The sequence below is a fragment of the Intrasporangium sp. DVR genome (assembly GCF_040365325.1).
GTDB lineage: Bacteria > Actinomycetota > Actinomycetes > Actinomycetales > Dermatophilaceae > Intrasporangium.
In genome coordinates, this window is sequence record NZ_BAABZW010000037.1 from 1 (window position 1) to 20624 (window position 20624).

A 20624-nucleotide genomic window follows, 5' to 3' on the forward strand; every position below is an offset into this window, starting at 1 on the left:
GCTGGATTCAGCGTGTCCAAGAACCAGGGTCAGGCCCCAGGACACCATGGCCACCAACCCGACAACGTCAAAGCACCTCAGCGTCAAGGACCTATGCGAGGAGCTGGGCGTCGCGCGCTCGACGTTCTACGACTGGCGCGCCGCGCGCAAGGCGCCGCCCTGCATCAAGCTGCCCAACGGCGACCTGCGCATCCGGCGCACCGACTTCGAGAACTGGCTGCAGTCTCTCGAGCAGCGAGCCTGACGATGGCAGGCCGGACCACTCGCGACGTGCAGGTGTGGGGCTTACGTCGCTACAAGGGCAAGCGGAAGACGACGTACACCGTCAGATGGAGGGTGGCAGGTGGCATCCGTCAGCAGACCTTCGACACCATCAAGCTGACCGAGTCCTTCCGCGCGCGGCTCCTTGTGGGACTGCGCCAGGCCGAGCCCTTCGACGTGCAGACGGGACAGCCCGTCAGCGTCCTCGACAAGCTGCCGGAGCTCTCGTGGCTGGAGCACGCGATGGCCTTCGTCGACGTGAAGTGGCCGCATGCATCACCGCGCCACCGCAAAGGCATCGCCGAGGGCCTGACCACGGCCACCGTTGCAGCCCTATCCACCACCGGCATCGACACGAGGGAAGTCCGCCGCGCTCTGGAAAACTGGGTCTTCAACTCTGCAGCTCGCTCCGGATCCAAGGACACGGAGCCGCCAGAGGAGCACGGGGCCACGGTTCGATGGGCTCGCCGGCACTCGCCGTCGCTCGTCGAGATGGCGGAGCCAGCGAGGCTGAGGGGAGTGCTCGACGCGTTGGCGCTCAAGCTGGACGGGACGCCGGCCTCCTCCAGCACCGTCGCCCGAAAGCGATCTGCCCTCTACAGCGTCTTCCAGTACGCCGTAGAGGTCGACGCCCTACAGGCGAACCCCATGGACCGGATCGCCTGGAAGCCTCCAAAGCACACGGACGAGGTGGACCGACGGGTGGTCGTCAACCCGCAGCAAGCCAAGAGGCTGCTCGACGAGGTCGCTGCCATCTACCCGTCCTTGGAGGCCTTCTTCGCCTGCATCTACTACGCCGGCCTGCGCCCCTCCGAGGTGCGCCACCTCAAGGTCCGGGACCTCGACCTACCGACGAGCCCCGACGCCTGGGGCACTCTGCACCTGCTCGGCTCCACACAGACCACAGGAGCCGCGTGGACCGACACCGGCCAAGCCACGGAGGACCGGAGCCTCAAGCACCGCGCTCGGAGGGCGACCCGGCAGACACCAGCGCCACCGGAACTGGTGGCGTTGCTGCGGCGACACATCGCAGCGTTTCCCGCGGGCCTTGAGGGTCGCCTCTTCGTCACTCGCGCGGGACGAGCGGGCATCCCGGTCGCCGCGCCGTTCGCGAGCCCACAGTCGATGGGCATCGTCTACCGGATCTGGGACAAGGCCCGCCAACGGGCCCTCACCGACGCCGAGTACCACTCGCCCTTGGCGAAGCGCCCCTACGACCTGCGCCACGCCGCGGTCTCGCTGTGGCTCAACGCCGGGGTCCCCGCGACCCAAGTCGCTGAGTGGGCCGGGCACAGCGTCAACGTGCTGCTGCGCGTCTACGCCTCCTGCATCGTCGGCCAGGACGAGGCCTCCAGGCGCCGGGTCGAGCTGGCCCTCTCCGCAGACGCGGGGATCCGGGCATAACCGACGCCGGACGGGGAGCCGCAAAACTTCCCCACCAGTTCCCCACTGACACCCCCAAAGGGCCATCTGGAGCCGGTTCCAGCCGGACGCCGCCAGACAACGGCAGAAGGGCCCCGGACGAGCGTTTCCGCAGGTCAGGGGCCCTTCTGAGCACGTGGTGGCAGGTGAAGGATTCGAACCCTCGTAGCTTTCGCGACGGATTTACAGCCCACGTTGCACCGGCCGCTGGTCTGCAGCCACCCAGCCCGGCGCCGATCTTCCCCACAGCTTCCGCACAGTGGGTCCGCCGGCGCCAGCCGGTGCCAGCTTCCTCGCGAGGCAGCCGAGCACGCTCCGGATGTCCACTGCCACCGTCCAGGCGCCCTGTGCGTCAGGATCGTGTGAGACAGGTCGGTGATTTCCTTCCCTCTGCACGGGGCGAGTTTGGTTGAGCATGATGACGATGACGATGGCGGACCTGCCCACGGTTGATGATGTGGGTGTGGCAGCACGAGCAGACCGGCCGAAGCGGCGCCGGTTCACCCAGGAGTACAAGGACCGGATCCTCGCGGAGTACGAGTCCGCCGAGCACGGGCAGCGGGGTGCGATTCTGCGGCGGGAGGGCCTGTACACCTCGCATCTGGTCGAGTGGCGACGCTCGGCTGGCGGGTCCGGGGGCCAGGGCGCGGCGCCCGGCGGGCGGGCCGGGAAGGACCCGCGGGACGCGCAGATCGAGGCGTTGACGGCGCGGGCGGCGAAGGCTGAGGCGGAGCTGGCCCGGACGCGGGCGGCGTTGGACCTGGTGGGAAAAGCACACGCGCTCTTGGAGACGCTCTCCGAGAGCGCGGATACGCCGCCGCGGTCGACGCGGTGATCAACCCCCTCGTGGAGCAGCTCGCGGAGCACACCTCGACGGTGGAGGCCTGCCGACTGTTGGGCCGTTCGAGGGCGGGGCACTACCGGTCGCGGCAGCCGCCGGCGCCGGCGGTTGAGCGGGCGCCGCGGCCGGCGCCGGGCAACGCCCTGACCGAGGCGGAGCGGGCGCACGTGCTGGCCGTGCTCACCTCGGAGCGGTTCGTCGACAAGTCCGTGGCGCAGACCTGGGCGACGCTGCTGGACGAGGGCACCTACCTGTGCTCGATGTCCACGATGCACCGCATCCTGCGCGCGAACCACGCTGCGGGAGAGCGCCGCTCGCAGGCGACTCACCCGCCGCGGACGATCCCGGAGCTGCTCGCCACGAAGCCGGGGCAAGTCTGGTCGTGGGATATCACGAAGCTGCGGGGCCCGGTCCGCGGGGTGTACTACGACCTGTACGTCGTGCTCGACATCTTCTCGAGGTTCGTCGTCGCCTGGACCATCGCCGCAAGGGAGGACTCAGACCTGGCCAAGGAGATGCTCGAGCACGCGATGGGGGTGCACGGCGTCCCGGACGTGGTCCACGCCGACCGGGGCACCTCGATGACCTCCAAGCCCGTCGCGCAGCTGCTGGTCGACCTGGGCGTCACCCGCTCCCACTCCCGGCCCAGGGTGTCCAACGACAACCCGTACAGCGAGGCCGCGTTCAAGACCCTCAAGTACGCGCCCGTCTTCCCCGAGAACTTCGGCTCGCTGGCCGACGCCCGCGCGTTCGGCGAGAAGTTCTTCGCCTACTACAACCACGAGCACCGCCATTCCGGGATCGGGCTGCACACCCCGGCGTCGGTCCACTACGGCACCGCCCGCGACGTGCGGGCGCTGCGCCAGGAGACCCTCGACGCGGCCTACGCGGCCCGACCCGAACGGTTCGGCCACCGCCGACCCGCATCGCCGAAACTGCCCACCGAGGCCTGGATCAACCAGCCCTCACGAGAGGCCCTCATACAGAGCGCCTGACAGACCCGCTGTCTCATCCGGCTTGACAGGTTCCGGCGTGCGGTCTTGCAGCGAGCGTGCAAGAACCCCCCGCTCCGAAGGCACACTGACGCTTTACAGATAAGCACCGGAAGCGGCAATATTCTGTTATGGCGATCAGGGGGGAGTTCCTGACGAGCCAGGAGGTAGCCCACCTCCTGGGCGTAGAAGCGCGCCAAGTCCGCGTCCTCGCTCAGACAGGGTCCATCACCAGGGTCGCCCGAGGCATCTTCGACCGCACGTCGGTAGAGCGCTACCGCGCCGAGCGCGGCTCGGGCCGGACTCGGACCTGGGCAGAGGAGACCGCCTGGGGAGCTATTGCGATGCTTTCAGGTGCGGCCCCGCAGGGTCTCGGCGATGTCCAGACGAGCAGGCTCCGTGCCACCCTGCGCGAGATCACCGACCCGACCGAGCTGGCTATCAGGTTGCGAGACCGTGCAACCGTGACGACATGGTCGGGCCACCGCTCTGTCATCGAGCGCGTTCGCGAGGAACTCGTCATCCCCGGTCGCCAGCGGCTCGGGCTCGTCGAGGACGACTCGACGATCGACGGCTACATCCATTCCGACCGCAGCGCGGCCCTTGTGCGCAGGCACCGGCTAAGCGAGGACACCAACGGGTCCATTACCTTGCGCCGCACCTCCACGGACATTGACTTCATCACGTACCTCGCGGCCTTCAACACAACTCTTGCCGCCGTCGATGCGGCGACCTCCCTCGACCCGCGCGAACGCGGCGTGGGAGAGCAGTTACTGGCCAGCCGGTTGGAGTTGTTCCGCGAGAATGTCAGACCGTAATTATCCGGGCCTCGAGCGCCCCACCGTCGACATCGCAGCCGCCCTTGGCGGCTGGCCAGACCCGTGGCCGAACGTCGCCGAGATCGCTGCCGTCCTGCCGACCGACAAGTGGACCCTGGTCGGCGGCCTGATGACCCAGCTGCACTCGATCCACCACGGCCCGGGCATCGTGCGGCCGACCAACGATGTCGACATCGTGCTGCACATCGAGACCTCGCGCGGCGTCGCCTCCGAGACCGCGGCCGCGCTGCGCTCCCTCGGCTACGACCTGCGTTCGGCGGTCGATCCGCGCGACAACACCGCACACCGTTTCTACCGCGGCACGAGCACGATCGACCTCGTCACCGACCGCCCTGACGAGGAGCTGGGGGACGTAGTCGACGTCTTGATCTCCGACCACCACGCCCCGAAGGTCACCGAACGGCTTGCTGGACGCGACATGGTCCGCATTGAGGGCGGCACACAGGCGTTGCGACGCACCATCAACGCGCGTCTAGAGATCGTGCCCGGCACCGTCACCACGATTTCGGTGCCCGGTCCGTTCGGCGCGCTGGTCTTGAAGGCCGCTGCCTACCAGACCGACTCCCGAGACCGCGACCGCCATCTGCACGACGCTGTGGCCCTGCTTGCCTGCATCGACGACCCGTTCGCCGAGCGTGAAGGCTTCACTGGCTCCGACGCATCGCGGCTTCGCCTGCTGCGCAAGCGGCTGACACCTGACGACATCTCCTGGGCCGTCCTCAGCGGCCAGCATCGCATCGACGCCGAGACGGCCCTGGAGATTCTCACCGGCGAGGACTGACCCGGACCGAGGCGAACGCGGGGTATATCAGGCGGGGCAGAGAACTCCCCGGCCGCCGCGGACAAACCGGCGGCTCCGGGCACCGGGGGCACGCGCAATGTCGCCGTGACGTCCCCTGTCGAGCGGGCACCGCCTGGCAGGGTCATCGCGCGCCGTCACAAGCAACTCGGTATTCACGTTTGCATCCCCACGCCTGTTCGGTGTTCGGTCAATACCGAATACCGAATACTTCGACCGCTCGTGCCTCCAGGACGTGTGTCGCGATACATACAAGAGACAGGATGGCTCGGAAGGGCCCAGTGAGTGTCCGAGCGCTCGTCTACGCTGGCCGCGTGCCAGAGCTGCCCTCCCCGATGGTGGCCGACTCTGTCGGGAACGACGAGCGCGCCGCCCGGATCGACCGGGTGCGCCTCGAGGCACTTCGGTATGCCGTGAATGATGAGTCCGCGAGCTACATCGCGATCATGCGCCTCTTCACGCAGGGCCTGACCGGCATGCTCTCCGACCAGTCGGCCGCCGAGGTCACCGCCAGGCTCGCCGACGTGGGTGTCGACCTCGACGAGGACACCGTGGATGCGCGCCTCTCCTACCTCGTCGAGCACGGCAACCTCGCTCGCAGCCCGCGCGAGACCGAGGCGCGCAGCCTGCAGGACTACCTGCGCAACCGCGCGCGCTACCAGCTCACCCAGCGGGGCGAGTTCGTGCAGCGGCAGGTCGACGAGCTCCTTGGCCACGCAGAGACGGCCACCGAGATCAGCAGCGAGATGCTCGGCGCCATCCTGCAGGGCCTGCGTGAGCTGGCCCGGCAGCCCGAGGACCTCTCTGGCGTCGCCCCGGAGGAGCTCGCGCAACGCATCGGCACCGTCTTCGCCCAGTTCGACCGGCTCGTCCACAGCACGCGGGAGTTCTACACCTACCTCACCCAGGTGCTCAGCCGCTTCGACCTCGAGCGGGCCGAGTTCCAGGCGTTCAAGACGGCGTTGCTCGACTACCTCCAGCGCTTCGTCGACGAGATCGCCCGACACATGCCACAGATCGCCGACGTGCTCTCCGCCCTGCACCCCCGCATCCCTGCCCTCTGCGAGCGGGCCAACGCCGGCCAGCGTCTCGTCGACCTCGAGGGGCGAGCCGCCCGGCGCGCTCCCGGGCTCGACCCGGACGACTGGGGTGGGCTGGTCGCCTGGTTCACGGGGAGCGCATCGCGGGCGAGCGATGCCGAGGGAGTACGCCGCCTCGCCGCGGAGGCCATGCGGTCGCTGCTCGTCAACCTGCGACGCATCGTGACCAGTTCCGAGCGCGAGCATGGCCGCCACGCCGAGCTGCTCCGGCTGGCCCGGTGGTTCGACGCCGCCGACGACGCGACCGCGCACGCCATCTGGGCCAGCGCCTTCGGCCTCTACTCCAGCCGGCACCTCGGCTTCGAGGTCAGCGAGTCCGACGCCGCGGTGCCGCCGACGACCTCATGGGCGCGAGCGCCACGGGCCGAGATCCCCATCATGCTGCGGTCGACCGGCCAGCGACGCATCTCCGGGGCCTCCGCACGCCCTGAGGACTTCACTGAGGTCAAGGCGCGACGGCTGCACGAGCACGCCGTGGCTGAGGAGGAGCGGCAGCGGGCCGTCGCCGAGGTCGCTGGGCACCGTGGCAGGCTCGAGCGGGTCCGGCTCAGCGACGCGGGTCGCGAGGCCCTGCTTCAGCTGTATGCCGCTGGGCTGGCCCAGGCGGCCACCGACCCCAGCGCGGGGGCTCGTGCCCGCGCTGACACGAGCGTGGCCATCCCGGGCCATGACGTCGTCCTGCGGATCCGGACGACCCCGGGGTCGGGCACGGTGATCACGAGCCCCTCCGGGCGCCTGCGGCTCGTCGACCGGTCGCTCGCAGTCGAGCCGGTGATGCAGGCCCGGGAAGGGGTGTCGTGACCGTCGAGCGCACTGGCCCCCCGGCCGCCGAGGACATCCAGGACGAGCATGAGCGGCAGATGGCCATCCGGGCGCTGCTCCGGCGGCCGCTCCTGCCGGTCGGTCACGGGCACGACGACGAGCTCAGGCTCATCCGGCGCCACCGGATGGCCCTGACCCGATTCTTCTCCGAGTCGCTCGGCTACCGTCTGACGGTCGACCCGGCGGGCGCCCGCCTCTTCAAGGCCGGGCTGGGCCGGGACGGCTCCAGGCCGCTGCTGCGTGGCAAGGCCGCCGTCCCCTTCACCCCGCGGGCCTACGCGCTGCTCACGCTCACCATCGCCGCGCTGACCCGCACCAAGTCGCAGCTGCTCGTCGACGAGCTCGTCGCAGCCGTGCGCGCGACGGCGGTAGAGGCCGGTATCGAGGTCGACCTCGACGTGCTCGGTGAGCGGCGGGCGCTGCACGCGGCCCTGCTCGCGCTCGTACGCTTCGGCGCCCTGAGCGAACGCGACGGCGACCTCGAGCACTGGGCCGAGGACCGCACCCAGTCGTTGCTCGACGTGCACCGTGACGTGCTCGGACTCCTCGTCGCCGCACCGCTGTCGACCATGTCCACCGTCGACGATCTGCTGGCGCCGGCAAAGATCTCCTCAGCAGCCGGAGGCGCGCGGATCGAGACGCGGCGCCGCCTGGTCGAGTCGCCGATCCTCACCACGGGCGACCTCGCACCTGACCATGCCGAGTGGTGGGCGCGCAACCGCAACCGCGAGCGTGAGTGGTTCCTCGACCAGCTCGGACTGTCGCTTGAACTGCGGGCCGAGGGTGCGCTGGCACTCGACCCAGCCGAGGAGCTGACCGACCTCGACTTCCCCGGTCGCGGCCGCACGAGCCACTTGGCCCTGCTCCTGCTGGAGTCCATCGTCGACGAGCTGCGCCCCACCGCCGGAGCCGGCTCTGGCGCCGAGGGGCGCGGCGCCTGGTGGCCGATCCCGCGTGAGCGGATCGAGTCCATGGCGCGGCCGATCATGGCCCAGTGGTCCTCCGGCCTGCGGCGCGACCAGCGCGAGGACCCTGCTGCCGCCGTGGCAGAGAGCCTGCGGTTGCTCGCGTCGGTCGGGCTGGTCCGGCCCGCACCTGACGTGGGTCACGCCGGTCAGCATGACTACCCTCCCAGCCGCCCGCCCAGCCGCGACGTCGAGCTGTGGGAGGTCCACGCGGCGGCCTGCCGATATCGACCGGTGGCGCAGCTCGCCGAGTCCTCGGTCACCGGGGAGGCGTCGCTCTTCGACCTGGAAGGTGAGTCATGAGCAGCGAACGGTGGAGACCGGCTCCCGTGCAGCGGTTCTCGCTGCAGCGGGGAGGCATCCTCAACGTCTGGCAGTACGACGACCAGGTCTTCGACTTCGGCGGCGGACGACTCCTGCTCCGCGGCACCAACGGCGCCGGCAAGTCGAAGACTCTGGAGATGCTCCTGCCGTACGTCATCGATGGCGACAAGGCCAAGATCACCGCCTCCGGACGGCACCACACGAGCCTGCTCTGGCTGATGCTCGACGGCTACCCAGGGCAGAACCGCACCGGCTACCTCTGGGTCGAGTTCGCCCGGCAGACTGACGACGGCTCGACCGAGACGCTCACCTGCGGGATCGGGCTGCGAGCCAGCGAGTCCGCCCGGACAGCCACGACGTGGTACTTCACGTCCCCGCGCCGCGTGGGCGTCGACCTGCACCTGTCCGACGAGGGCGGGCCCCTGACGATGCAGCGGCTGCGGGCCGAAGTCGAGCCCGACGGGCACTTCTTCGACTCGACCTCGACGCGCCGTTACCGCGAGCACGTCGGGCAGCTGCTCTTCGGCCTCGCCCTCGACGAGTACGAGGACCTGCTCCGTCTGCTCTACTGGCTGCGCCAGCCTCAGGTCGGCGAGGACATCGACCCCAAGAGACTCGCCGAGCAGCTCGTCCAGGCCCTGCCACAGATCGACGAGTCGGCGATCCGGTCTGCGGGGGACACCTTCGACCAGCTCGAGGAGTTCGGAGAGCAGATCGACCGCCAGGAGCGGGCTGCAACCGCCATCAGCGCCTTCCTGCAGACCTACCGCTCCTACGCCTGCAGCATTCTCGAGGAACGGGCCCGGGCCGTCATCGGCGCCGCCGAGATCGAGCGACGGTGCCGCCGCGACGTGCGCCGGCTCGAACGCTCCGTGGCCGAGACGGGCGAGCAGCTTGACGCGGCCCGGGCCGGCCTGCGACGTGCCGAGGAGGGGCATGCGGAGGCGAGCGCCCGCATCGCCCAGCTCAAGGCGGGCCCTGAGGCGCGGGCGCAGGCCCAGCTCCTCGCCCTCGAGGAGCACCTGTCGACGAGGCGCCGCCTGGCCGCGGCGGCGGCGGACCGGCTCGCGGAGAAGCGGCAGCGAATGGCGCAGTCACAACGTCGGGCCCAGGAAGCGGGCGCAGCCCTGGCGTCGGCTACGAACCAGTGGGTCGACGTGGCTCGAGCCGTCAGGGCAGCAGGCACAGAGGCCGGAATCGGCGGGGCATTGACCCACGCCGCGCACCTCGCGCCGCCGGAATTCGATTGGCAGAAGGACGATTCCACGCCCGAGCTCAGCGGGCAGCTCGAAGCCGTCGTCCCTGAGATCAGTGAGCTGCGGCAGCGCGTCGGAGTCGCCCGGGCTGCCGTCAAGGTCGTCGATGACGCGCGGCGCCGCACCGAGGAACGCCGCGTCGAGGCCGATCGCCGCGAGGAGGACGCAGCCCGCGCGGAGGCCGTCGTCGCCCTCCGGAAGACCCGCCTCGACGAGGCAACGGCGGTTGTCCTGGCTGCTGGCGACGCGCTCGGCGCGGCCCTGAGCCAGTGGGCCGCTGAGCCGGACGCCGTCGCGGTGGAGGTGCCGGAACTCTCGGCCGAGGCGCTGGGCCGATTCGGGTCCGTCCTCGCGGACGCGGTCGCTCCCTTCCGTTCTGACGCCGAGCGACGCCGCGCCGAGGCCGGCACGACGCTGTCCGCGGCGCAGGCCGAGCACCACATGGTCGCGGCGGAGCGGGACGTCGTTGCGGCCGAGCAGGACCCGAGGCCGGCACCGCCGCTCTGGCGCCGGGACGACCGGGCCGCGCTCGAGACGGGAGGCGGTGCCCCCTTCTGGCGCCTCGTCGACTTCTGCGACGACGTCGACGCTGTCCAGCGCGCCGCGATCGAGGCCGCGCTGGAGGGCAGCGGCCTGCTGGATGCGTGGGTGACCCCCACCGGAGAGATCGTCGGTGACCGGGACGACGTCTTCGTCACCCGCGACGCACCGCCTGCCGACACGGCTCGGGACGACGCGCCCTCGGCCGGGGTCGGTCTGGGTGCGGTGCTGCGCCCGGATGCGCACGCCAAGGGACTCGTGCAACCCGGGGTGGTCGACGCCGTCCTTGCGCGAATCGGCCTCGCGGAGTCGGTGCCGACCGCTGACGCTCCCGGCTCAGCCGTGATGCGCCTGGGGCGGGACGGGACGTGGCAGGTCGGGACGATGGTCGGGCGCACGGGCAAGTCGCGGGCCCAGTTCATCGGGGCCACCGCTCGGCAGGCCGAGCGGCTCCGGCGGCTCGCGGTCCTCGATGCCCGGCTCGACGCGCTCGCGGAGACGATCGAGACCGCCGCCAGTGAGGTCGAGGCGCAGACCGCGAGGCTGGCGCGGCTCGAGGCCTGGCAACGGGCGCTCCCGTCGCACGAGAGGCTGACCGTCGCCTGGGCCGACGAGTCCGCCGCCGCGGTCGCCGTGGACGATGCCCGCGCCGACCTCGCCGCCTCGAACCGCCATGCCGAAGCTGCCCGGTCCGCAGCCGCCAAGGCCCAGGCCGAGCTCGCCTCCCTCGGCCAGGTGCACGGCCTACCGATCGACGCCACCGGCCTGCTGGGTCGGGACAGCACCCTGCAGGCGCTGCTCATCCAGACGCGCGAGCTCGAAGTGGGCCGCGAGGTGATCGTCAACGACCTGAGACGCTGGGAGGACCTCGCCGGCCAAGCCCTCGATGAGGCCGACGGAGCCGAGGTGGCCGCTGCCGACCACGAGCGGGCCGCGGGCGACGCGGCCACCGCGGCAGCAGAGCTCGACGAGCTTCGGGCCGCCGCCGGTGCCTCCGTCGCCGAGCTGGAACGCCGGCTCGCCGAGCTCGTCCTGACCCGTGACGACGTGGAGCGGGAACGCGAAAAGCACGCCGGTCGGGTCGAGGAGCTCGTGCGCGCCTCCGGCACGCTCGACAGCGAGCACGCGAACGCCCGGCGCGCGCTCGACGAGGCGACGCCCGAGCTCGCGCGGGGCCGTGACCTGCTCTTGGCCCTCGAGCGAGTGCCCGGCATCATCAGCGCTGCCCTGGGGCCGGCAGGCAACAGCGTGGACGATGGCGCGGGGAGCGATACGGAGACCCGGCCCGCCCCGGACGGGAGCGCGACCGCAGGAGCCAGCTCAGCGGCATACGGGCCTTGGACTCCCGACAACCCACGCGCCCTCCTCGCGTCGCTTCCCGACGGCAAGCGCGCCGACGACACGGCTGTCGTCTCCGCGAGCCAGGCCCTCGTCGCGAGTGCGGCGGCCACCCTCGAGCCGCGGATCGCGAAGGTCGAGGGCGCCTGGGTCGCCTTCGGGCTCGGCGAGGGCGGCGAGCTCCCGCTCGTCGACCTCGAGGCCCAGCTCGGCGCGACCGTCCGGGCCAACAAGGAGCTGCTGAGCCAGCGAGAGCGCCAGATCTTCGAGGAGCAGGTGCTCGGCTACCTCGGCGACGCGCTGCGCGGGGTGCGGATCAAGGCCGAGGAGCTGGTGACGGCGATGAACGCCCAGCTCGAGGGGGTGACGACGTCCCAGGGCATCCGGGTGCGGCTGCGCTGGCGGCAACGCGATGACATCGCCGCCGACGCGAAGCGCGCGGTCGAGCTGCTGGGCGCACCGGTCGGCGCGCTGTTGCCGAGCGAGCGCGTCGAGCTTCGCGAGTCGCTGCACCGGCTCATCGACTCCTCGCGCACCGAGGCGCCTGAGGAGTCGTATGCCGAGCACTTGGCCCGCGCATTGGACTACCGCCGGTGGTTCGCCTTCAGCGTGCAGTACCACCGGCCCGAGACCGGCGAGTGGCGCGACCTCCAGCGCAAGTCCGCGCTGTCACAAGGCGAGCAGAAGGTGCTCTGCTACCTGCCGCTCTTCGCGGCGGCGGCCGCCCACTTCACATCGCTCGCCGGTGCAGCGCCGCACGCGCCCCGGTTCGTCCTGCTCGACGATGCGTTCCCCAAGATCGACGCGCGCACGCACCCGCTGCTCTTCGGCCTGCTCGTCGACCTCGACCTCGACTTTGTCGTGACCAGCGAACGGTTGTGGGGGACGCACGCGACAGTGCCGGAGCTCGCGATCTACGAGGCGCTGCGGAGCCCGGGAGAGCGCGGCATCGCGCAGTTCGAGCACAGGTGGGACGGCCAGCAGCTGACGGCGGTCGGTGCCGGTGACGTCGGGGGCAGGTGACCTGCCGGTGAGGGCGCGGGACGACCGAGCTGCCGGTGCGGAGGGGGTGCCGGGCTGGCTCCACGGGGACCGGCTCGAGCGCGTGTGGGCGCTCGTCGGGACAGCGCTCGAGCGGCGCGGCCTGGAGCCTCGCGGCACGCTGCAGCTGCGCGATCTCGACCGAGGCGAACGCCACGCCCTCTCAGATGTGCTCGGGCGACCCGTGGCCGGGGCGACGGTGCGGCTGAGCCTGCCCGACCTCGCGGAGCGGCTGAGGTCGCGGACGGGTCTGGACGTGGTCGCGGTGGTCAGCTCGGTGACCGGACGGCCCCTCACCGATCGCGCGGAGCGGCGAAATGAGGACCTGGCCCGCAGGGACGAACCCTTCGTGGCAGCCCACACGTGGCTCGCGTCGGCCGGTGTGCATGAGGTCGGGGCCGCTGCGCCGTGGGTCGAGGGCTGGCTCGACGGCCTCCGTCAGGACGGCATCCTGACGCGGGTCCGGGATTCATCGGCTGTCGTGATCACGGCTCTCGAGGTCCTCGATGAGTGCGGTGTCCTGTGGGGCGACCAATCGTGGGGCCACGCGCGCGACGGCGTGAGCCTCGTGGCGCGGACGGAGCTGGCGGCCCGCGTCACCGGGTCGGCCCATGGGCTCGACGACGGCACCAAGACGTCCCTCGTCGTGCTGCGGGCCGCGGCCGCCAGGCTCGGCGCAGGCCTGCCGCGGCGGGCAGCCGATCGTCGTGCCCTCTGGGAGAGCCTCGGCGTCGTCGTGGATCGGGTGTCAACGACGTGCCTCACATGGAATCTCCAGCCGGACCGGCGATCTCCCGCCCCCGATCACGGCGCATCGGAGGCACGGAGCACGCCCCGAGGGACTGCGCCGCGACACGTGACGTGGTGGGACCTCGACGCCGGTCTCGAGTGGGCGCCAGGCCAGTCGGTCCTCATCTGTGAGAACCCACGGACCCTGGAGGCGATCGCCGACGCGGTATCGGAGCCCTCCTTCGGCGCCGTGTGCACGATGGGCCGGGCGAACCTTGTCGTGGTGGAAGTGCTGACACGACTCAGGCGCGCCGGTGCCGTCCTGCGCTACCACGGCGACTTCGACTGGGCCGGGCTGACGCTCGCCAACGAATGCGTCGCCCGGTTCGGGGCCCTCCCCTGGCTCATGACCGTCGACGACTACACGACTGGGCCAGGAAGCGTTGCCCTGCTCGGCAGTCCGGTCGAAGCGGCGTGGGATCCCGAGCTGGCGCCCGCGATGCGTGCACGAGGTCTCGCCGTGCATGAGGAAGCCGTGCTGGACCGGCTGATCCAACATATCGCTGATCTCAAGCTGCACGACGCTGCCCCCGAAGAGGGCGCGACCTAGCTCGACCCCGTGCAACGGATACGTCTACGTAGTACGCAGATGGTGCTTCTGCCGTCGCGAATGCCGCCCGCACCTCACCACACCAGCCGGCCCCGGAAGGTCGGTGACATACATAGTGCATGTGATATACACGGTGTATGTCGACAGCAAAGAGGGAGCTCGACGCCGCGGCCACTCGTGAGCTGCTGCTCAGATCGGCGTTGCCCCTCTTCCTCCAGCGAGGCTTCGGTCAGGTCTCGGCCGAGGAGCTGGTGCGTTCGGCCGGGCTGAGCAGGGGCGCTCTATATCACCACTTCGACGGCAAGCTGGGACTGTTCCGCGAGCTCGTCAGCGCCGAGCAGGTCAAGGCCGCACGCCGCATGCGTGCCGTGATGGCCGATGACACGGATCCCTTGCAGAGCGCGATCGCCGGCGCTCGCGAGTTTCTGAGGATGTGTTGCGGGCGGGAGTACCGCGAGATCGTCCTGCTGCAGGGACCGATCGCGCTGGGCTGGGACGAGTGGCGGTCACTCGACCACGAGCATCTCGGGGGGTTGGTCGTTGCGGGAGTGCGGGCCATGCAGCGGGAGGGCCTGCTGCCGCCCCAGGCCTCGCCCGACCTGCTCGCCGCCGCGCTGTACGGCGCGCTCACCGAGCTCTCCCTCGTCGTCGCACACGCGCCGGACGTCGACGCGGAGCTGGAGCGAGCAGCCGGCGTGTTCGAGAGCGTGCTGATCGGGTTGGGGCCGTGAGTACGGACCGGGCCTTCCACTTCGACGTCATCGTGGCGCCTCCCGACCTCACTGTTCCGGGCACGCGACTCGTGGGCTTCAGCGAGCGCAGTGGAGCACGTTTCAGCCACCAACTCATGCCCCGTCCGAGTTTGGGCATCGCGGTGGACTGCACCCAAGGATCTCTCACTGCCACGGGCGGGTCCGCTCGAGCCAGCGCACTCGTGGGCGGCATGACGCCGCGTTCCGTCGTCTCGGGTGCAACATTCGAGTGTCTCGAGATCCAGCTCTCGCCCCTGCTGGCACGAGCGCTCCTCGACGTCCACCCCGCCGAGCTGGGTCGACCCCTCGTCGCTCTCGATGACATCTGGGGGGCCGACGCCGAGCGGCTTCGCAACCGCATCATCGATGCCGCGAGCTGGGCCGAGCGGTTCGACCTGGTGCACGCCATGCTGACGAAGCGGCTCGCACGTCACTCCGACGCGACGCATCGCCCTGACCCCGTCGCGGGTGACGCCTGGCGTCGCATCGTGCGATCGGGAGGACACCTCCCCATCGGCACCCTCCCGGGGCAGTACGGGGTCGGTCGGACCCAGTTCTGGAAGCGGTTCCGAGAGGAGGTTGGACTGAGCCCGAAGCAGGCGGCACGAATCGTCCGCTTCGACAGGGCCCTGCGGCTCCTCGGTGCCGGAGCCGGCCTGGCGGAGGTGGCTGCAGAAGCGGGCTACTCCGACCAACCACACCTCAACCGAGAGTTCGCCGACCTCGCAGGACTCAGTCCCGGAGGACTCAGTCCCGGAGGACTCAGGAACCACCCGTCCTGGAGGTCTCGGGTCACGCTGCACCGCACCTCTGGCCACGCGGACCCGCCCATCGGGATACCCCGTGCCAGCTCGCTGTCCCCGGCTCATTCGTGACCAGCATGCCCGCCGGCAAAGGGTGACTCCACACCGTCGTAGGCCAGGTGCAGCATCATGCCTTGGTCCGCATGAGGGAGGTTGTGGCAGTGATTCATCCAGATGCCACGGTTGGTGGCGCGGAAGGCAACCTCCCACACCTCGCCCGGCAGCACGTCGAAGGTGTCGACCAGGAGCGGGCTGCCGGTGGGACGTGTGCCGTTGCGCAAGAGAACGAGCACCGGGTGCCCGTGGAGGTGCCACGGATGCACCTCGAGGCTGCGGTTGACGACGGTGAACCGCACGACGTCGCCGTACTGCACGACCTGGGCCGGGATGGTGTATGCCGCACCGTTGACCTTGTAGGCCAGGACGGGAGCTCCGTCGGAGAGCGCCAAGCCTCGGTCGAGCACGAGCTCGAAGCTGCGGTCGGGACGCGAGGCGTCGAACGGTGGCGGGCACACCCCGCCGTAGTGCAGCAGGTCAAGCTCAGCCCATCCTGACGTGTCGGCCTTCATGTCCGGCACTCGCCTGCAGGGCGGAGCGAGGCGCAGCCCACCGGTGTCCCGGTCGTCCACGACGAGAGACACCACGGCGGCAGGCATGTCGAGGACCAGGTCACGGCGACCGCCCGCGGGCACTGTCAGGGCTCGGCCCGTCACCTCGCCGGGCTCGTTCAGGTCACGTCCGTCCACGGCGGCGACTCGGAACGACGTGCCGACCAACGCGATGCGGTGCGCGCTCGAGTCGGTGTTGACGACCCGCAGCCGAACCCGCGTGCCGGTCTCGGCGTCGCGGTACGTCCGGACGTCGCTTCCACCAAGGAGCAGCACGCCCTCGAGCGAGTGGATCGGCACCGTCAGATCGAGCTCCGCTGCCCTCCTCCTCAGGGTCGTGGCTCGTGGGCGGACGACAAGCGTCCCGTACAGGCCCTTGCGCACCCCGATGTGGGACACGCTGTGCGTGTGGAACCAGTAGGTTCCGACCTGATCGGTCCGGAACTGGTAGCCGAACTCCTCACCCGGAGCGACCACCCGCTGGGTGAGGTCGGGCACCCCGTCCTCGCCGCAGGCCACGTCGTAGCCATGCCAATGCAGGGTGACGCCCTGGTCGATGTCACGGTTGCGCAGCGTCACCCGAAGCACGTCGCCCTCGTCGACGACGAGAGCCGGACCCGGCAGTGAGCCGTCGAAGGTCCACGCCTCGACGGTTCTTCCAGAGGGAAGTCGCACGTTCGCCCGCACAGCCGTTAGGACGTGCTCCCGGACGCGACCGGTCACCGAGGGCGTGGCCGCACCGCGCAGGTCCGCGATCGAGACCGTCTGCCTCGAGCGGGCACGTCCGACGTGGGCGCCGTGCGCGAGACCACGCCTCGTCGTCACCTCCCGAGCCGACCCGAACGACGAGCCGACAAGCGCGCCGGCGACACCGACCGTCGCAGCGCCGCCAACGGCCGCGAGAACAGAGCGGCGGGTGAGCCCGTTGCCGTCCTTGTGACTCTCCCGAGCAGGTACCGCACGTGCCCTGACGACTGCAGCGAGGGCCACTGCGCCGACGGTGACGAGCCCAGTCAGGAGCGTGAGGCGAGGGCCGATGAGGAAGGAGACGACGAGACCGGCGAATGCGGCAGACCCGGCAGTGAAGTACGCGACCACCGCGCTCGGCGACGGTCCCTCTGTGACTCCGATTACCGAGCGTGCGTGGATAACCGCCGCCAGATCCGAGGCGAGGGTCAACGGCAGCACGAGCAGCACCTTCTCCTCGACGAACCACCACCCGAAGGCACCGAGAAGTGCGACCGTCCCGACTCGGGCGAGCGTCGCCACTGCCGCCGCGACGAGGAGCGCCAGCGACGCACGGCGACGTCCCAGGGCCCCGGTGACCCCAGCCCCCACCCACCCGGCGAACCCGGCGGCGGCGACCCCGTAGTCGAGCAGCATGACCGTGGCGGGCGTCATGCCGCGCGGACTCGGTCAACTGCTCGTTCTTGCTGGACCCCTCGCGGGCCGAGCCCAGATCCTTGGCGCGGACGCCGACGCGATCGACGGCCATCGCGATGAACATGGCGTTGATCGCGTGCGCTCCGAACACCAGTTTGCCTGCGAGGCTCGTCGTGCCGTCCGAGCCATCGAGGGCACGAGCGACCGCCGCGATGGTCGGCTGGAGCAGCGCCAGCCCCGCGACAAGACCGGCCGCACCGAGGAGACTGCCCGGCATACGGGTGAGTGCCGCCAGGGCGAGCATGAGGACCGAGAAGAACAGGATGGCGTAGCCGAGCATCCGATGGGGGGAGAAGGCGTCCTCCTTCGGGGCCGCGTCGAAGGCACCCATCGCGGCGAGGAAGAACTGGACGACGACGGCGACGGTGAGCAAGCGGGTGAGAACGTAGAAGGTCTTGAGCATGACGGGCTCCTCTATGGGTGGGATCGCTGGGTTCCGTCGGACTTGCGATGAGTGACGGTGATGGACGGCTCACTGCTGGCCGGAAACGGTGCTGGACCGCCGCCCCCTTTCGGGAGCCGGTGAAGGCGCACGCATCGTCGGGTCGAGGAAGGTGAAGGCGCCGACCGCCATGAGCGCAGCCACGCCGAGCCCATACGGCGCGACCGGGGCGACCTGGTAGAGGGCCGTCCCCAGGAGCGGCGCGAGCATGAAGGCGACGGCCGAGCTCGCACCGAGCAGGCCCGCGACGGCGCACTGTTCGTCCGAGGTGGCATTCAACGTCGGCGCCGTCATGAAACCCGGTGCGCCGAGGCCCATGCCGACGCCCAACCCAGCCGCCCCGATGGCCAAAATCGGTGCGCTGGGCGCGACGGTGACGACGACCAGGCCCACGACCATGACGAGAACGCCCCCGCGGATCAGACGAGTGGGTGACCATCCCGATCGCGGTGCGACCAGGACCTGCGTGAGAATGAGCGTCGCCGCCGCAGCGAGCATGACGAGGCCGGTGGTGCTGCCCGTCGCCCGCGCGTCCAAATGGAAGCGGTCCTGCACGACGAACCCCACGGTCATGAGCATCGTCGCGAGGCTGAAGTGCATGGTGAAGCCGGTGACCAGATAGGGGCCGACGCGCGGGTCCCGGGGGCTGACCTTCGCGACGGGTCGGTTCAAACTCCGTACGGGCTGGCCGCTCAGTCCGCGCGCCACCGCCACGGCGACGGCGGCAACCAGGAGGGGCGCGACGTAGGCCGGGACGAGGAGGCCCGAGGGACTGAGCAGACCTCCGAAGGCGGGGCCCGCTGCGAGCCCGAGGCCCATGGCCGCACCGACCATCGACATCCCGCGAACACGGTCTCGTTCGCCGGTGGTCACGTGCACGACGTAGGACTGGGCGGCGACCGGCGTCGCGGCCCAGGCCAACCCGAAGACCAGTCCGCGGCTGAGCAGCATCAGTGTGAGGATGACCGGGGGGGCGATCCTGCCGTGCAGTCCGGCCTGCGCGACGGCCGCGAGGCCGAGCAGCCCGAGGGTCGATGCAAGGAGGGACACGACAAGGACTCGCCGGTGCCCCCACCTCGTGACGATGCGACCCCAGAGCAGGCTGCCCACGATGACCGCGGCACCCCCGACGGTCCAGACACTGCCGAGCGCGAGCTCGCTCAGGCCGAGCTCACGCGCGAGCGGCGGCAGGACGGGGTTCAGCATCTGCTGCCCGGCCATGAGGCCGAATACGGCGAGGTAGACCAAGGACAGCGCCCGTCGCGGGGTCACCACGTGACGGGAGTGCGCGGGAGACGTCGTCATGGGCACTAGGGTGCGAGAGCAGCCAGGTCCATGGCTTGGACGATTGTCCGCCTGTTCGAGCCTGGTCTCAGGGCGGCATATGCCGCCCGGGCGCGGCGTGGATCGGCCCGCGCGAGGACGTTCGTCCAAGACCCGCAGTACGAACAGGGCGAGTCTCTCTCCATCAGCAAACACCACCGAAGGAGAACAACCATGCGCCAGCTGAATGCCTGGCTCTACATGACCCTTGACGGGGTCGTGGAGGCACCGGAGAACTGGGTCGTGCCCGACGAGGAGATGTTCGACGAACAAACCGCCTTGTATGCCCGGTCCGACGCCCTTCTGCTCGGCCGCAGGACGTTTGACGTCTTCGCCGCATCGTGGCCCGAGCGCGGGAGCGAGGTGCCCAATGCCGACTGGATGAACGAGACGCCGAAGTTCGTCGCCACGAGCGCTCCCCTGGGCCTCACCTGGAACAACACCTCCGTCTTGGATGGTGACATCGTCGAGACCGTGGCACGCCTGAAGCAGGGCCCCGGAGGGGCGATCACACTCAACGGGAGCACCGAGCTTCTCCGCACCCTGCTGGTGGCCGGCCTCGTCGACGAGCTCCGTCTCTTTGTCCAGCCGGTTCTCGTCGGTTCCGGCCGGCGACTCTTCGACGCGGCCGGCTCAGCTCTCGACCTGGGGCTGCGCGCATCCCGTGCCTACAAGAGCGGAAGCGTCTCGTTGACGTACGGCTTCCCACAGCCGGACGAGGGAACCGCCCGACCACGTCGCTCATGACCCTCCGCGTGGCGCAGGCCAGCGACCCGTGGCTGCGGCTGTCCCGGCGCGCGGAGCGTCAACTTCCCCACCAGTCCCCACGAGCCCGGAGCGCGTGCACGTTTCCGCACGTCAGGACCCCGCGTGCCCCCTTCGGAATCACTTCCCGGAAAAGCCCACGAGGGGCTTATACGAGGGAGGGCCCTGGCCAGCGTTTTCGCTGGTCAGGGCCTCTCGGAGCACTACGTGGCAGGTGACGGGTTCGAACCTTCGAGCTTGGCGATCGTGTGGCGCCACCGACTGCGATGACACGACGGTCGCCGCTGCCACCCTGGATCTCGTGGGCGTGGCCCTCGATCTGTGCGACCGCCTCGTCGATAGCGAAGGGAGTGCAGGCGACGTCTCCGGCCACTGACGGCCTGAATCTCGGGGTGGCGCCATCGCGCCCGGTCGCTGGCAGGCGTCCGACCTAAGCCTCGATCCACCGATGAGCCTTCGGCTGTCGGCGTGATGCCTTCCGCGGGCTGAGGGTCGTGTGGGGGCGTGGGTGATCGCCCGACCTCGCTGTCGGGGTGTTCCACGTCGGATTCCTCGGGTTGCGCCGTCGTCGGCTGGGTGGTCAGGACGGTGTCGTCATGGGCGGGTCGG

The 20624-nt window shown here is 70.3% G+C and carries 14 protein-coding genes and 1 pseudogene; 12 read left to right on the forward strand and 3 right to left on the reverse strand.

Annotated features, from left to right (window positions below; all coding sequences use genetic code 11):
* The 11 genes from ABWV20_RS19005 to ABWV20_RS19055 form a co-directional block, all read left to right on the forward strand.
* Positions 1–244, forward strand: a 244-nt coding sequence (locus tag ABWV20_RS19005) for a helix-turn-helix transcriptional regulator (protein ID WP_353358005.1), incomplete at its 5' end; no start/stop codon positions are given.
* Between the two features lie 2 nt (positions 245–246).
* Positions 247–1665, forward strand: coding sequence for a tyrosine-type recombinase/integrase (locus ABWV20_RS19010; RefSeq protein ID WP_353358007.1), 1419 nt, complete (start codon positions 247–249; stop codon positions 1663–1665).
* A gap of 433 nt (positions 1666–2098) precedes the next feature.
* Positions 2099–3519 (forward strand): IS3 family transposase gene (locus ABWV20_RS19015; RefSeq protein ID WP_353358031.1). Its coding sequence is split into 2 segments (ribosomal slippage): positions 2099–2447 and positions 2447–3519, totalling 1422 coding nucleotides; the frame shifts between segments, so codons are not numbered across the junction.
* Positions 3520–3647: 128 nt separating this feature from the next.
* Entirely contained in the window at positions 3648–4334 is a 687-nt protein-coding gene (locus ABWV20_RS19020) for a hypothetical protein (protein ID WP_353358009.1), read from the forward strand.
* A 130-nt stretch (positions 4335–4464) separates the two neighbouring features.
* The gene (locus ABWV20_RS19025; protein WP_353358011.1) at positions 4465–5136 is read left to right on the forward strand and encodes a hypothetical protein; all 672 of its coding nucleotides are present in this window, start codon (positions 4465–4467) and stop codon (positions 5134–5136) included.
* 332 nt (positions 5137–5468) lie between these two features.
* Positions 5469–7055 (forward strand): TIGR02677 family protein, encoded by a 1587-nt coding sequence (locus ABWV20_RS19030; protein ID WP_353358013.1) that lies wholly within the window; start codon positions 5469–5471, stop codon positions 7053–7055.
* Positions 7052–8344 (forward strand): TIGR02678 family protein, encoded by a 1293-nt coding sequence (locus tag ABWV20_RS19035; RefSeq protein WP_353358015.1) that lies wholly within the window; start codon positions 7052–7054, stop codon positions 8342–8344. Before ABWV20_RS19030 ends, ABWV20_RS19035 begins: the two co-directional genes overlap by 4 nt.
* Positions 8341–12522 (forward strand): TIGR02680 family protein, encoded by a 4182-nt coding sequence (locus ABWV20_RS19040; RefSeq protein WP_353358017.1) that lies wholly within the window; start codon positions 8341–8343, stop codon positions 12520–12522. The genes ABWV20_RS19035 and ABWV20_RS19040 overlap by 4 nt, the downstream gene beginning before the upstream one ends.
* Positions 12523–12529: 7 nt before the next feature.
* Positions 12530–13879, forward strand: coding sequence for a TIGR02679 family protein (locus tag ABWV20_RS19045; RefSeq protein WP_353358019.1), 1350 nt, complete (start codon positions 12530–12532; stop codon positions 13877–13879).
* 137 nt (positions 13880–14016) lie between these two features.
* Positions 14017–14610 carry a TetR/AcrR family transcriptional regulator gene (locus ABWV20_RS19050; protein ID WP_353358021.1) on the forward strand — a complete coding sequence of 198 codons (594 nt, stop codon included), beginning with the start codon at positions 14017–14019 and terminating at the stop codon, positions 14608–14610.
* A 212-nt stretch (positions 14611–14822) separates the two neighbouring features.
* Positions 14823–15506: an AraC family transcriptional regulator gene (locus ABWV20_RS19055; protein WP_353358023.1), complete on the forward strand. Its 684-nt coding sequence runs from the start codon at positions 14823–14825 to the stop codon at positions 15504–15506.
* Here ABWV20_RS19055 and ABWV20_RS19060 read toward each other — a convergent pair.
* From ABWV20_RS19060 to ABWV20_RS19070, 3 genes and pseudogenes are all read right to left on the reverse strand, one after another.
* The gene (locus ABWV20_RS19060) at positions 15497–17443 is read right to left on the reverse strand and encodes a multicopper oxidase family protein (RefSeq protein WP_353358025.1); all 1947 of its coding nucleotides are present in this window, start codon (positions 17441–17443) and stop codon (positions 15497–15499) included. The genes ABWV20_RS19055 and ABWV20_RS19060 overlap by 10 nt on opposite strands.
* Positions 17444–17690: 247 nt before the next feature.
* A pseudogene (locus tag ABWV20_RS19065) lies at positions 17691–17888 on the reverse strand (DUF6220 domain-containing protein); the annotation flags it as partial.
* Positions 17889–17957: 69 nt separating this feature from the next.
* Positions 17958–19232 carry an MFS transporter gene (locus ABWV20_RS19070; RefSeq protein ID WP_353358027.1) on the reverse strand — a complete coding sequence of 425 codons (1275 nt, stop codon included), beginning with the start codon at positions 19230–19232 and terminating at the stop codon, positions 17958–17960.
* A 192-nt stretch (positions 19233–19424) separates the two neighbouring features.
* On the opposite strand from ABWV20_RS19070, the gene ABWV20_RS19075 reads away from it, so the two are divergent.
* Positions 19425–19997 carry a dihydrofolate reductase family protein gene (locus ABWV20_RS19075; protein WP_353358029.1) on the forward strand — a complete coding sequence of 191 codons (573 nt, stop codon included), beginning with the start codon at positions 19425–19427 and terminating at the stop codon, positions 19995–19997.
* Positions 19998–20624: the final 627 nt, after the last annotated feature.